The sequence below is a fragment of the Tunturiibacter lichenicola genome (assembly GCF_051013355.1).
Classification (GTDB): domain Bacteria; phylum Acidobacteriota; class Terriglobia; order Terriglobales; family Acidobacteriaceae; genus Edaphobacter; species Edaphobacter lichenicola_F.
Map to the genome: position 1 here is coordinate 3,213,691 of NZ_CP132944.1, position 15,100 is coordinate 3,228,790.

Consider the following 15,100-nt stretch of genomic DNA (forward strand, 5'->3'; position numbering starts at 1 on the left):
TGGTGGAAAGATGGCTGAGGACGATTGGGATGGTTTCGGAACCTCTTTTCCGCCTCTATGGTCCCGAAAACTCGTCTTCGACAAATCCTGTGCGCTGCCCGATATCGAGAAACGAGATAGGCAGCGGTGTTAGCGCCCGTTCTCAGTTGTTGCGAACAGGCCAAGCGCTCGATGAGCGCATTGGTCCGATATGGAGTGACCGTATCAACCTGCGCAATCCATGGGTTTGTTGTTGTCGTTGGTTTCGTCGTTTTTCGAGGACAGTGCCAGCAGCAGTCGGGGCAGTTTTTAGCGACGATGATCAGCCTGATATTCGCGGTCCGAAACCGCATAATCAAGAATGCATACCTCTTCTCACTGAAGTGGTTGAGAACTCGTCGCAGTACAACGATTGCAGTCCCGCGGATCTGCGATCGCCATCCACGTTAGCAAACGCAGATGGCGTGCACGATCATTTGGGTTCTCTTCTGGCCGCTTTTGTCATATCGGAATATTGAAGATCAGGTTGGGGACTTTATGGTCGCGATGACGAAGTCGAGAAACGCGCGCGTCTTCGGTGGAAGATAATGACGAGAGGGATGCAGCGCATAGAGAAGAAACTGTTCATCAACCCAATCAGGAAAGACGACCTCCAGGCGTCCACTCGCGATCGACGATTCGATCCCAAGCTCCAGGAGTTGTGCAATACCGTAGCCAGCGAGGCAGACCGCGTGAATGGTCGCAACATCGCTGAGCAGCAGCTGCGCGTTCGAATTGATCTCTACTTCCTTACGGCCCTGACGGAAAGCCCATTCGTAGGCACGCCCGGTTTCAGGGTTTCTAAAATCAATCAGACGATGATTGCCCTCCCCGAGCTCGGAGGGGTGAATTGGGCGGCCCGCCTTTTTCAGATAGGCCGGCGAAGCTACGGTAACGACCCTCGTGTCGAGGAGTTTTCGGGCTACAAGCGTGGATGGACGAGGCTCACCGAAACGGATGGCAAGATCAAAGCCTTCAGCAACTAGATCGCCCAGTCGGTCACGGGCAATCAGTTCAACCTTGAGCCCTTGAAAAACGTTTTAGAAAGCGACTCAGCTGCGCCCCAAGCATAAGCTGCGCAATGAACGGGTCCATATTAACCCGCAGAGTTCCGCGAACGGCATCTCTAGAGGTTGCCACCGAAGCCGCTGCTTCTTCCAATCCCGAGAGTAGCGGAACGATCTGTTCATAGAGCCTGCGCCCCTCCTCACTCAATGTGACAGTACGGGTCGTGCGCTCGAGCAGACGTGTGCCGAGACGCGCCTCTAAGCGTGCGATTGCACGGCTCACTCCCGACTGCGACATGTTCAACGATCTTCCGGCTACACCGAAGCTTCCGCTTCTTACGACGGCAGCCAGTACACCTAGCCCGTTAAGCAAGCGATCATCAAATGAATCATTGATTCATGATAATTAGTCATGAGCAAAATGCGTAGAGTTCTGACGCTTTCGTCATTGCTGGCCGCGTCAGATGTACAGGTCGTAACGGAACGGAGATCACAGCCCACATTCCAAGGGGTTCTCCGTGATCGGAAGGAATAAAGGAGAGATCGAATGTACGCAATTATGGGCATCACTGGAAAAGTTGGCGGCGCTATTGCCGAGAACCTATTGGCGCAGGGCAAGAAAGTGCGCGCGATTGTTCGAAATCCTGAAAAGGCCGCGCAATGGAGAGACCGCGGAGTAGAGGTTGCGGCTGCTGACTTCGACGATTCGGAGGCACTGGCATCCGCGTTCGAAGGAACAGAAGGTGTGTTTCTCATGGTCCCACCGAACTTTGCGCCAGCTCTCGGCTTTCCGGAAACGCGCAAGACTCTAGCGTCCTACCGTGCGGCTCTCTCAAAGGCTCTGCCGAAGAAAGCCGTATACCTTTCCTCGATTGGAGCCGAACAAACCAGTGGGTTGGGACTTATTACAAGTTCGCATCTCTTGGAGCAAACGCTTGGAGATCTGCCTATCGCCCACGCATTCCTGAGGGCTGGCTGGTTCATGGAAAATCATGCCTGGGACGTTACCGCCGCACAGTTAGAGGGAAAGATCTTCTCCAACCTTTATCCTTTGGATCGCAAGTTCTCACTGGTTGCTACGGCTGATATTGGCAAGGTCGGGGCGGATGTCCTGTCAGGAGTGGGTTGGCACTCGCTATATTGAGGTTGCCGGTCCTCAGCAGTATTCCCCTAACGATGTCGCACGGGCACTGAGCAGTTCACTAGGACGCACCATCGAAGCTGTTGCCGTACCGCGTGAGAAGTGGGCGGAATTCTTCGTCGGGCAAGGCATGCCGGAAGGTCGGACCGAACCTCGCGCCGAGATGGTCGATGGCTTCAACTCGAGATGGATTCATTTCGGCGTTCCCGGCACGGAACACATCACAGGAGCCGTAAGCCTAACGTCGGTGATTGCAAAGCTTGTCGCAGACGGGAGCCAGGAGGCGTAAGCGTTCGTTCATTAAGTAAACGCTCCTACCGAAAAAATACCGCACACGAACGCACCCAGGTAACCTAAGCGGGTGCGGATATAAATTTGATTGATCTTTAAGTTTTTGCCTTTCATGTGGAACGAACCGAACCAGTGAAGAGCACCATCACCTTCTGACAAACTGCATTAGTCTCTTATGGGGGCCGGTCAACCGGCTCCCCTTTTTCTTGCCTGACAGCCAAAGTGGCTTTTGGAAGAAAGCGCTTACTCGCGTGTCCCGGAGTCGTGTGTCTATCGCACTCTGAGCTCTCGAACGCGATCCATTTTGATTCCCCAGATCACGCAACGCAGCCCGCAGATATAGCACTCCAGATCAGTCACGCTTATTCAGATTCAAAACAAAACTAAAGTATTGTGATAATTTTAGTTACAAATAAATTTGAGAACATAAGAAGTTACATTTTTGAAAGAGTTTTCCGCAGCCGAATTGACAAAAATTTGACATCTCGTAAGGCAACTCTGATGATCTAACATGCTAGATTACATTTGCAATCAGCCGTAAGTACTAAGCTGAAACGCGTTTTGAAAGAATCAGAGAACTGAAGGAGGCAATGAAGAGCATGTACGACAGACTCCCATCATTGCTGGTCTAAGAGCAAAGGCGACGCTTCGTTCGCCAAGGACTCTCCCCAAAGCTTCCTCCTCCCTGTAGGTCTTCATCGCGGTCTTATATCGGCGTTTTAATGTATCTGTGCATGCATTAGCCGCTTTGCGTCCTTTTTTCGCCACTCACTTGAAGCCGCCGGTAGCGCATCTTCCTGGTGGCTTTCCTCGTCCTTCGCCAGAAACTTCTGAGCAAAGGCGGCATCTGGTCTTAGCTCAACCTGAGACCGTCACAGCTTTACTCGGAGATAATCTTGCGAATTCCATCGCATGCACGCGCTCTCATTCTCGGTCTTACTGGTCTACTCTATGCTTCTAAGGGGCTTGCCCAGACTGACATCACCACCTGGCAAGTCGACACGAAGCACACGGGAGTGAACGCAAATGAGACGACTCTCACCCCTGCGTTCGTTCACGCCAGTGGCAACCTCATCCCTCTTTTTTCCGAGAAAGTGGACGGACAAGTCTTCGCGCAGCCGCTTTATCTAAGCGGTACGACCAGCAGCAAGCTTCCTGGGGGTTGGGCGGATGGTCAGACACACAATAATGTCGTCTTCGTTGTCACGGAGAATGCGACCCTGTATGCCTTCGACGCTGATCAAGATCCAAAGTACGTGAAAGGCCATGGTACCTCCAACCCAATCTGGAGCTTGCATCTTGTCCCGACGGGTAACACGACGGCCGTGCCCATTCCGCAGATAGACACCGACGCCGCGCCGGACATTAGGCCTCTCTTTGGCAATACGGCAACACCGGTAATCGATCCAACGCTGGGAATCATTTATGTGGTGTCGGCACTAAAAGACACCGCAACTCTTGCAGCTTTGCATCCCTACGAGCAACTTCTTTGGGCTATCGATGTGAAGTCTGGGCTACCGGTAAACGGCAGCCCTGTCCTGATCAACCCTCAGTTCAACGGTGTCTTTGCCGGAGATAATGCCACACCTTGCAGTCAGACGAGCCAAATTCCCAATACGCCGCTGACTAACCCCGTTTGCGAAAACGATAGTGAACCGGCCGTTCCAGCTGGAACTATCCCTTTTTATCCTCTTCATTCGCATCTACGATCGGCGTTAACGCTGGACAATTTCAACGGCCATAACACCCTATATCTGGCCTACGCATCGCATAGCGATGGACATCCATACTCCGGCTTCGTCGTGGGATACAACGCGACCACTTTGCAGCAAACGACTGCGTTTACGACAACCCCGGATAAGACCTTTGAAGCGGGAATCTGGATGGGGGGCGCCAGTCCTGCTATCGATCCTTCGTTGAATAAGATGTATGTCATCACCGGCAATGGCAACAACTGGGACAACAAAGATCCCAATAATAACCCCTTGCCCCCCATGGGTACGGATGGTCAAGGCAATGTGTTTTCGCAGGGAACCAATTGGCCAATGAGTGTACTCGCCTTCGATACAACCCCGGCTGGCACGGTAGCGTACCGCGGTCAAAATGAGTTGCGAGTTCCCTTTGCTGATACCAGTGTATGGTTTACTCCCGCGCAGTGGGACTCATTCAATAATGGAGATCAGGACCTCGGTGCGGGCGGCCCGTTGCTCTTCGACACACCCGCTCCGGATGGCAGTACAAAGCAGTTACTGATCGGTGGTGGTAAAGCCGGCGTCATGTACGTTCTGGATCGTACGAATCTCGGCGGTATAGACACATCGCAAGGCAGCACGTTCAGCAGGAATCTTGGGGTCGACTTTCAGGATGACAATGTTGTGCAGGAGATTGTCTTCCCAAGCGGAACAGGCTTCTTCAATACGCCCTCCTACTTCAACAACCGCATCTACTTTTCGGGAGGCAACTCAGGCGCTCGATCCCGTGTAGTTGGCTTTAACCAAACCACGAATACTTATGTTTCCAGCACCGAGGACGCCTCGCCAGAGGGTCCAGTCGACAAGAATGCCGGAGTATTTATCTCTGCAAACGGCACCAGCAATGGCTTGGTATGGCAGACCACCAACGGCATACGTGCCTGGGATGCAACCAACTTAGCCCAGGGTGCCATCTTCTCGCAAACTAACATCAACACAGATGATGGATCAGAAAATACCTGCGTCACCCCAACATTTGGGCTCCCGATTGTGTCGGGCGGAAAGGTGTATTTCTCCTGCTACCAAAATCCCACCACGACCGGATCTGTCACTATCGCCGGAGTTACTACATCGTTCGTGCAGGCATCAGACAATAAGCCAGGCTATCTCTTCGTTTACGGCCCTGCCCCTGTCGCCCCGGGTGCTCCCACACAGGTGCCGGTGAATGTCTCTGCGCAGGCCGATTCTGAATCGCAGATTACGGTAACCTGGACTGACCCGGATAATGGTCAGCCGACTGCGCACACCGGTTTCAATGTTTTTCGTGCAACGTGTGCCAACTGCACTCCTATTCAGATCGCCAATAACACAGCCAACTTAGATTTTATAGATACCGGTCTTGAGACCGGTGCAAACGGCCAATCGTTTACTGCGAACTTGAGCCCGAATACGACTTATTTCTACTCTGTCGTTGCAACCAACACGGCTGGTTCTTCAAACGCAAGCAACGTTGCTTTTGCGACCACCTTCCAGCAATACTCCGAACCCGGACTGGTTGCATACTGGCCGATGGACGAAGGACTTCAGCAGGCACAAAACGCGACTGGCTCGGTGGATCTCACCGGAAACGGCCATACTGCCGTGAAGGACCTTAGCCGGGGATCGAATGAGATTGAATCTACTCCCAGCGGCTATATCGGAGGATCCTGGCAGTATCACGGGACCACAGTTATCGACCGGCTCGTCGTAACAAATAAATCTGATCTGCAGTTCACTGCGAACCAGAGCTATAGCCTCGTCGCCTGGGTCAACCCAACGACGGTGCAGGGCTTCGGCGGGCCCTCAGGCGTAGGTCTTGATGGTGCTTCGATCATCGTGAAGTCAAGAGACCAGGGTAACGAATACGGCCTTTGGATCAACCTCAACGGACAGTGGGAGGCACGCAGTGGTACTCCGGGTGCCACTGGGACTATTATCACTGGCCCAGCGGCAACAGCCGGAGTTTGGACACAGTTGGCGCTCGTACAAGACGGCCCCAGCAACAAGCGGTACCTCTATGTAAACGGCCAGCTTGCCGGGCAAGGAACTGCGCAGGATGCTAGTGGAGGCGGAGACCTATGGATCGGCCAACAAAATTTCTTCCCGAATGGCGCCTCTGACGGGACTTCCGCGGACGGATTCCAAGGCTTCATCGACGAGGTTCGCATTTACAACACCGCCGTTACTCCTGCACAACTCTCGAACGAGTTTTCGGATCCCGTCTACCAGGCTACTTCTATTCAGACTCATGCGGGGACCCCGGTAGGCATTCCGCTCTACCCGTTTGGACCAGCTGGATCACCTTCTACTGAGGCGCGTGTCGCTCCAAGCCAGATCTACACGCTCCAACTGAACTTTGCCCAGCAACTTTCAGCGACTCCCTCAGCTGTGCTCAACGCTCAGCCTGGCTCGACGCAGCCGGTGCAGGGAAGCGTAAGTTCAGTCACACTCGACTCAACCGGAACTATCGTTACCGTCACACTTGCAAACGTAGCAAACGCTCAGTCGCTACAGTTGCATTTGACCGCTCTCACGAGTGAGGCATCGCATAATGCAACCTATGATCTTCCTTTCAATGTTCTTGAGGGAGACGTCACCGGCGATCACGTAGTCGACTCAGCCGATGCGAACGCGATCACAACTTTGATCGCAAACAATAACAACAATCCGATCAACACGATCACCTCGGCCAACGCGGTGTTCGATCTAAACCTCGACGGCGTTATAAATGCAGCCGACGCAGCCAAGGCAAACAGTCTGATCGGACCAAGCCTGCCGCTGCAAACGGATGCAAATCTAGCGCAGTTCAAACTTACTAGTGCCTCCAGCTCCAATGGGGGCAACATCGCCGCAAACGCGGTAGACAGCAACTTGACGACTCGATGGGAGACTCAGCAGGGTGTGGATCCTCAATCACTCGTCATCGACCTGAATAACACTGCGAATATCCACTCCATCGTGCTCGATTGGGAAAATGCTGCTGGAGCCAACTATGTGCTGCAGACAAGCAATGATCCCACTGTTATCCCGGAAGCGGCAACCCCAGACTGCAGCGCGGCCAACACCAAGTGGACGACCGTCGTGAACGTTACGGGTAATACAAACGGCGGCATCAAAACGTACAGTGGCTTGAATGGGAATGGTCGCTTTGTACGTATGTGCGGCACGAAGCGGACGACAAACTTTGGTTATTCGTTGTTTGACTTCGAGGTCATCGGCTCCTTTGGCGCTGCAACCCCAACACCGCCGGTCATCACGAGTGCTCCGACTGCAACGGCGACGGAAGGACAGGCTTTCAGCTACACCATCACCTCGAACGAGGCGGGTACGACCTTCAGTACCAGCCCTCTGCCCACCGGCCTCAACTTCACCGGCGCAGTCATATCGGGCACGCCAACGGTCACCGGAAGCTTCCCCATCACGCTAACCGCAACCAACTCCACTGGCCAGACAGGCACGGCAACAGTGACGCTGACCATTAACGCTCCCGCGCCAATCATCACGAGTGCTTTGACTGCAACGGCAACGGAAGGACAGGCTTTCAGCTACACCATCACCTCGAACGAGGCGGGTACGACCTTCAGTACCAGCCCTCTGCCCACCGGCCTCAACTTCACCGGCGCAGTCATATCGGGCACGCCAACGGTCACCGGAAGCTTCCCCATCACGCTAAGCGCAACCAACTCCACCGGCCAGACAGGCACGGCAACACTGACGCTGACGATTAACGCTCCTGCACCAATCATCACGAGTGCTCTGACTGCAACGGCGACGGAAGGACAGGCTTTCAGCTATACCATCACCTCGAACGAGGCGGGTACCACCTTCAGTACCAGCCCTCTGCCTACCGGCCTAAACTTCGCCGGCGCAGCCATCTCGGGCACGCCAACGGTAACCGGAAGCTTCCCCATCACCCTGACTGCAACCAACTCTACTGGCCAGACGGGCTCAGCGACGTTGAGTCTGACCATTAGCAACGCTGGGCCGGTCATGCCGGTTGCACCTACCAATCTGACACCGACAGCAGTATCGTCAAGCCAGATCAATCTCAGTTGGACGGCAAGCACCACGCAAGGAGTTACGTACTCCGTCTTCCGGAGTACCACCTCTGGCTTTACTCCCACGGCGGCCAATCAGATCGCACAAAATCTGACGACCACCACTGACTCAGACACGGGCCTCACAGCCTCTACGACCTACTTCTATGTGGTAGAAGCAGTCAACGGTGCCGGGTCCACAACATCGCTGCAGGCCTCAACACAGACGCTAGCCGCTTCAGGGGTGACCGAAGTCATTGCAATCAATGCGGGCAGTGCCACAGCGGTGCCCGACTCCACCAACAACGCAACCTTCGTCGCTGACACGGACTTCGCCGGCGGCAACGATGATGTTACAAACCATGCCATCACCATACCTACTGCGATCGCAAGTATCGCTGCGCCCGCTGCGGTGTATGCAGATGCTCATCAAGGTGGCGTTACTTACACCATCCCCAATCTGTCAGCAGGCAGCACCTACACCGTGGTCTTGCACTTTGCTGAACTGTTCTTCACCACGCCAAACTCTCGTCTGTTCAACGTGTCTATCAACGGAGCACAGGTACTGACGAACTTTGATATCTTTGCGGCCGCCGGAAATGCTAGCTTCACGGCGGCTGTCGAGACCATTCCAAACATCACTCCTGTGAACGGTCAGATTGTCATTGCATTCTCCAATGGCACGAACGACCAGCCGATGGTGAACGCCATTGAGATTCAGACAGGAGGGGCAGCCATACCGTCCGCGCCAACAGCCCCGACAGCATCAACGGGCTCGGCAAACATAGTCAATCTGCGCTGGACAGCAAGCGTCAGTTCGGGTGTCACATACACGGTCTTCAGGAGCACCACCGCGGGCTTCGTACCGTCCGCGGCTACCCAGATCGCAAATAACCTTACAACGACTAGCTTCTCCGATACGGGTCTCACTCCTTCGACCATGTACTACTACGTAGTCGAAGCGGTCAACGGGGCCGGAGTCCTTTCCCCACCTTCGCAGCAGGTTTCCACATCAACGGCAGCTGCATCTTCGGATGTGATTGCAATCAATGCTGGCAGCTCGACGGTAGTAGGCAGCTTCATCGGCGATACCGACTTTGTCGGTGGTAACAATGATGCTCCCAATAAAGCCATCACCATACCCGCAGCGATCGCAAGTATAGCTGCGCCAGCTGCGGTGTATGCGGATGCTCACCAGGGCGGCGTCACTTACACTATCCCCAACGTGTCGGCCACAAGAACCTACACGGTGATCCTTCACTTCGCCGAGCTCTTCTTCTCAACGGCGAACTCTAGACAGTTCAACGTATCGATCAATGGAACACAGGTGCTGACGAACTTTGATATCTTTGCGGCTGCCGGAAATGCCAACTTCACGGCGACCGTTCAGAGCTTCGCCAACATCACACCCGTCAACGGTCAGATTGTCATTGCTTTCTCCAATGGTGCGCACGACCAGCCTATGGTGAACGGCATTGAGATCAAATAACCACTGACCCGGGATAGGCGAGATTTCCGCCTGTCGTCTTCCGAGGGCCTGCCGGAGCACTCCCTGCAGGCCCTCTTAACTTCGTAGAAAAGCTCAACATTCGAAAAGGAATCGATGTTCTCTCTCTATCATTGGTCGTGGTATCGGGGGCTTTTACCAGCCTCTGCCTTGATGCTCTTCCTATCTTTGGCAAACGGTAGTCTGGTGGCCCAGACGATCTCTAGCAGTAAAGAAGGAACTGGGGCATCCGTTGGAGTCACTAAAGCTTCAGCGGCTGTGACCGATTCGTATGTAGATTATTTGAAAGCGTTCGAACTTGCAGAGACTGGTAGTAAATTGGCGGCGTTTCAGTTATTGGCGGATAGTCTGCGCCAACAACCTCGTAACTTAGAGGCTTCGCGTTTCGCTTTTCGCCTGCTCACGGAACAGCGCGCCAATACTACGTTAAGGCTTCAAGGCCATACAGGAGTGATGACGTCAGCTAGTTACAGTCACGATGGGACCAGGATCCTGACCACATCGACGGACCAGACAGCCCGAGTTTGGGATTCTCATACTGGACTCCAGCTGATTCCACCGCTGGATCACAACGATGAGGTGGTTGCAGGAGTCTTCAGTCGTGACGGAAAAAAGATCGCGACAGGTACTGAAGATGGCAAGATCGTGATTTGGGATGCCAGCACTGGTAAAAGACTAGTGTCATCCATGGAACTGCCCGGTTCTGCATGGTCTGTGAGTTTCAGCCCAGATGGAAAGATTATTGCAGCGGCATCAGAAGCGGGGAAAGCCCGTACGTGGGACGCCGCAACCGGTAAGCCTCTGTCTCCTCTTATCGAGTACCACGAGTCTGCCTATCAGGTCAGCTTCAGCAGTGATGGAAAATTGATCTTGATAGCAAACGGAGACAACTACGCTGATCTCCGCGATCCGCGCACAGGAGTTCGCACCTCGAGACTGCGTCGTAACAACGATATTTACAGCGCTCAATTCAGCCCCGATGACAAAAAGATTGTTACGGCGTGTGCAGACTCTACGGCAGAGATATGGGACGCCCAGAGTGGGACTCCAACCGGAGTTGTCATCAGTCATGGATTCGGAGTAGCATCCGCGGAATTTAATAGCGATGCTTCGCTCATTGTCACTGCGTCGAAAGACCACACTGCACGAATATGGAACGCGAACACTGGAAAGTTGATGGTCGCTCCTCTGCAGCATCCAGCTCCCGTTGGTCGGGCGTCATTCAGTCTCGACAGCCGGCTAGTTGCAACAGTTGCTGGAGATAAGGCAGTCAGACTCTGGGATACCCTTTCGGGCGATCAAATCCTGCTTCCAATCGTTACACCAACCGGGTCTCCCTACTTCTCATTTAGCCCGGACGGATTATCTCTGTTGATCGCTGGCGGCTCGTCTGGCTGGGTCCTCGATCTGCCTCCAAACGACGAGGCTCCCTCCTGGCTTGCTGACCTTCTTGACTTCGCATCTACATTGAATAACTTTGATCAAGCACGGAAACCAGATCTTGCCAGGATGGAAGCTATTCGAGTTCAACTAAACAGCTCGAAGGCCAACGATCCGTGGACGCTCTTTGGCAAATGGTACTTCGCTGATATCACTCAGCGGCCCATTTCGCCATGGAGTCATGTAACTCTTGAGAGTTATGTCAACTTACTAATCGCAAAGGGAGACCGTCCCTCGCTCGAGTACGCTAAAGCTCTCTCGCGTCCCTTTCCGAGTTGGTTAGCTAAAGTGAATTCGTCGCTTGCAAAGCTTCCACCCGAACAGCCTTTGGAAAAAAAACAGTAAGAAACTTTCTCGCTGTCAATCGATCGCGGAAATCATCATAGCGGTCAAACTCTCTCGCTAGTAGTGCAGAGCAGCAGTCTCAGACTAGACCGATCGCTTGCTTAGGACAGAGTCTCGGAACGAGCAATAAAAATAGATCCGTCCACTCAAGTGGTGGGGTCGCTTCTGTCAGGGAATGCTGTACGTGTGATGCCCACTCCCGATCGTTTCAGTGTGTTTTCCGGGGAGAATAACTGTCGCGGTGGTGTTGGGAGGAATGTCGATCATGAAGCGGTGATCACGCTGCTGCCAATCAGAGATGACGGTCCCATACGCCGAGTCGTACTCGACGTGCAGTTGAGGGAGAGCAGCATCAAAGTGTGGATGGATGACGAGGTGGTGATAGCCAGGACCAACTGCGTCGGTATCGATACCCGCGACACGTCGATACACCCAGGCCATGACTGATCCAAAGGCGTAGTGGTTATAGGAGTTCATGGAAGGATCGCCTGTGTCGCCGTTCCACCGTTCCCACCAGGTTGTTGCGCCTTTCTTCACCATGTAACCCCACGAGGGATAGGTGTCGGAGAGTAGGAGTTTGAAGGCGAGATCCTGACGGCCGTTCTCATCGAAAACGAACATTAGAAATGGAGTTCCGAGAAAGCCGGTTGTGAGATGGTTTCCGTGTGCTTCTACGTCTTTGGCTATACGATCGACCATATTGCTGACAAGTGTTGGCGGAGCGATCCCGGTAAAGACAGTAGCAAGATATGCTGCTTGTGTATTTCCTTCAACGCTGCCGTCCGGCTTCACGAAGGCCGCGCGGTATGCGTCGACAATCTGCTCGTACTGCTGCTGATATTTGGTTACATCTTCTGGATGATGAAGTGCTTTCGCCATTTCGACCATCTCTCTCGCGATGAGCGCCCAGTAAGCGGTGCCAATAAGAGTGCGGGGCGTATTCTGGTCGGGTGCAAGCCAATCGGCATAGTTGTTGCCGAGCGCATTTTGTCGAATGTATGTCGGATTGTTCGTGAGGATGAAGTTCATCCAACGCTCCATGGCAGGCCACGAGCGCTCCACAACGCTTACATCGCCATACTGCATCCACGCAGCGTATGGAATGAAGACGCCTGCATCGCCCCAGCCGGGCGCGCCTGGGGTTGGTCCCAGGATGTTTGGTGAAACGTCGGTAAAGGCACCCTCTGGCTCCTGCGCATCGGTGACGTCGAGCATAAATTTGTGGGTGAAGGCGTCGATGTCAAAGTTGTAGGAGCCTGTACGCCAAAATACACCTGCATCGCCCATCCATCCGAGGCGCTCATCGCGTTGTGGACAGTCAGTAGGGATAGAGACGAAGTTGCCGCGTTGTCCCCAAACACCAAGTTCGTTCATCTTGTTTAAAAGATCGCTCGAGCTATTCAGGCGAACACTGGGCGCGGGCGGAAGGCTGTTGAAGACGAGCCCGTCGATGGTTTGCAGTGTTGGCGGGGCACTGGCCCCGCTTCCGAGATAGGTCAACTCCACATAGCGGAAGCCATGAAAGGTGAAGGCGGGAGTCCATGTTTCGTCGCCTTCGCCTGATAAGACGTATGTGTCAGTCGCGTCGGCGTTGCGAAGGTTTTCGGTGTAAATGCTTCCATCCGGATTGAGCCGCTCCGCATACCGTAGCCGCACGATAGTTCCTCGTGCTCCGCGAACATGAATGCGAATGTTGCCAACCATGTTTTGCCCCATGTCGAAGACTGCGGGATGAGTCGAATTTGCCGCATCAAGGCCGGTGGGGTGCAACGTCTGAACCGTGCTGATCATGAGATCCGATTGCGGCGTAAGCACCATCTCGCTGTCTGGCGGTGTTGCTGGTTCGGCCTGAGACCAATCGGATGCATTGAAGTGAGGGGCACTCCAGCCGTGCTGCTGCAGACGTGCGTCGTAGGACTCGCCGCCGTAGATCTCCGAAAATCTTATCGGTGCGGATGCAGTCTGCCAGCTGGAGTCGGTCGAGATCACCTGATGCTTGCCGTTGTCGAGAGTGATATCGAGTTGTGCACGCAGTAGATTTGGACCGGGGGTATAGCGGAAGCCAGACCACGTCAGCGGCGAGCTGTACCACCCGCCGCCAAGAATCATTCCTAGAGTGTGGCTGCCTGCACCGAGCATCGACGTTACATCGTAAGTCTGATAGAGAACACGCTTATGGAAGTCCGTCCAACCGGGCGCAAGCAACGTAGTAGGCGCGACGGGCTGGCCATCAACCTCGGCTTGATACGCGCCCAGAGCAGTGACGGTGAGCCGCGCGGCGCGGACAGGAGAGTCGACTGTAAAATCCTTGCGAAAGAGCGAAGCCGCAGTCGTGACTCGATCTGGTCCTGCGATCGCCTCGTGGCGATCCGTGCCGATGCCGAAGTGCATGGAGAGCGGACCCACCACCTGAACCTGTTGCCAAGGACCTTCGCTGGACGAGCGCCCCTGCCATTCGTCGTCGGTTACAATTCGCTGCTGAGTGCCATCAGCGAGAGTGAGATGGATTGCAGCAGCAACGGCTGCAGGCGCTTTACCATTCGCTTGATCGGTACGATGAGAGACGAAATCTATTTCGACTTCGTTGTCGCCGGGATGTAGCAAGTGTGCGATCTCTTCACGGTCGAAGGCTCCCCACTCGTCGTGATGCCCCGCGACATTTCCGTTGACCCGCGCAATAAATCTCCCGCGAGCCATCACATGAAGACTTCCGGCAGCGGGCTGGACAGCTAGCTTTAAGTGATAGACAAATCGAGCGGAAGTAGCCGATTTCACCTGCATCGCGTCTGAACCTGTCAGCCAGATCCAGCGAACTTCTCCCAGTTCCTTGTCGGCGATCGGATCTTTGTGTGTGATCCACTCTGCCTTCCAACTGTTGGCGTCGAGGAGACCGGTCTCAAACCAGGTTGCTGCGGACATCGTTTGCTTTTCGTGGTTGTCCCAGGTGAGTACCTTCCAGACATAGTGCTGCTGCGGCTTCAGGGGCGTTCCAGCGTAAACGATATTGAGTGACTCTGAAGATGAAGTTTTTCCTGAATCCCATGCGTCCGTATGCCCCGGTTCAAGTAGCTTCGTGTCGGTTGCGACCAGGACTTCATAGGCAGATTGAGCCCAGTTCGGGGTCTTCGCATCGCTTTGCCAAGAGAAGATAGGAGGCTTCGCGTCGATGGCGAGTGGAGTTTCTAAAGCATTGGTGCGGAGGTGCACCGGCATTGCCACGGCAGATGCCGCCATCAAAAGTAAAACAGGGGCTACTCGAAGCATGCGGCAAACCTCCAAGTTAGTAACTTGAACATGATATCCACTGAACGATATCGATGAGATGTCTTCTGAGGAGAATATATGCCAAGGTTGGTTCGCGGCAGGTCGATGTATTTTTGTTGCGCGATTTCAGCGAAGGGTCGGAGCAGAGACAGAGGGAGTAGGACTGTCAGCGCAGACCAATCAGGTCCGGCCGAATGCTCCTCGCACCGCTAACACCGCGAGTGCTGCAATTACGAGCACACCCATCGTTACGAATACGGCAGTTCCGAGAGTAAATCCGATTACGAATATTATGGAAATCAAAATGAGAGCAGCAAATC

The 15,100-nt window shown here is 54.0% G+C and carries 7 protein-coding genes; 4 read left to right on the forward strand and 3 right to left on the reverse strand.

Annotation, left to right across the window (positions count from 1 at the left end; genetic code table 11):
* Positions 1–500: 500 nt before the first annotated feature.
* Positions 501–1,031, reverse strand: a complete 531-nt coding sequence (locus RBB82_RS13595; RefSeq protein ID WP_433975379.1) for a substrate binding domain-containing protein — start codon at positions 1,029–1,031, stop codon at positions 501–503.
* A 1-nt stretch (position 1,032) separates the two neighbouring features.
* Positions 1,033–1,398 (reverse strand): LysR family transcriptional regulator, encoded by a 366-nt coding sequence (locus tag RBB82_RS13600; RefSeq protein WP_433971131.1) that lies wholly within the window; start codon positions 1,396–1,398, stop codon positions 1,033–1,035.
* Positions 1,399–1,572: 174 nt separating this feature from the next.
* On the opposite strand from RBB82_RS13600, the gene RBB82_RS13605 reads away from it, so the two are divergent.
* The 4 genes from RBB82_RS13605 (at position 1,573) to RBB82_RS13620 (ending at position 11,516) form a co-directional block, all read left to right on the forward strand.
* Positions 1,573–2,169 carry an NmrA family NAD(P)-binding protein gene (locus RBB82_RS13605; RefSeq protein WP_433971132.1) on the forward strand — a complete coding sequence of 199 codons (597 nt, stop codon included), beginning with the start codon at positions 1,573–1,575 and terminating at the stop codon, positions 2,167–2,169.
* Positions 2,132–2,455 (forward strand): hypothetical protein, encoded by a 324-nt coding sequence (locus tag RBB82_RS13610; RefSeq protein ID WP_433971133.1) that lies wholly within the window; start codon positions 2,132–2,134, stop codon positions 2,453–2,455. The genes RBB82_RS13605 and RBB82_RS13610 overlap by 38 nt, the downstream gene beginning before the upstream one ends.
* Positions 2,456–3,353: 898 nt before the next feature.
* Positions 3,354–9,713 carry a malectin domain-containing carbohydrate-binding protein gene (locus RBB82_RS13615; RefSeq protein WP_433971134.1) on the forward strand — a complete coding sequence of 2,120 codons (6,360 nt, stop codon included), beginning with the start codon at positions 3,354–3,356 and terminating at the stop codon, positions 9,711–9,713.
* A gap of 171 nt (positions 9,714–9,884) precedes the next feature.
* The gene (locus RBB82_RS13620) at positions 9,885–11,516 is read left to right on the forward strand and encodes a WD40 repeat domain-containing protein (protein ID WP_433975380.1); all 1,632 of its coding nucleotides are present in this window, start codon (positions 9,885–9,887) and stop codon (positions 11,514–11,516) included.
* Between the two features lie 168 nt (positions 11,517–11,684).
* Here the strand turns inward: RBB82_RS13620 and RBB82_RS13625 are convergent, their stop codons facing one another.
* A complete protein-coding gene (locus tag RBB82_RS13625) occupies positions 11,685–14,780 on the reverse strand; it encodes a family 78 glycoside hydrolase catalytic domain (RefSeq protein WP_433971135.1) in 3,096 nt (1,031 codons plus the stop codon).
* Positions 14,781–15,100: the final 320 nt, after the last annotated feature.

What these genes read in the sequence shown, in the direction of transcription:
- RBB82_RS13605 (WP_433971132.1), top strand. Translation starts at nt 1,573, where the DNA reads ATGTACGCAATTATGGGCATCACTGGAAAAGTTGGCGGCGCTATTGCC.
- RBB82_RS13610 (WP_433971133.1), top strand. Translation starts at nt 2,132, where the DNA reads ATGTCCTGTCAGGAGTGGGTTGGCACTCGCTATATTGAGGTTGCCGGT.
- RBB82_RS13620 (WP_433975380.1), top strand. Translation starts at nt 9,885, where the DNA reads ATGCTCTTCCTATCTTTGGCAAACGGTAGTCTGGTGGCCCAGACGATC.
- RBB82_RS13625 (WP_433971135.1), bottom strand. Translation starts at nt 14,780, where the DNA reads ATGCTTCGAGTAGCCCCTGTTTTACTTTTGATGGCGGCATCTGCCGTG.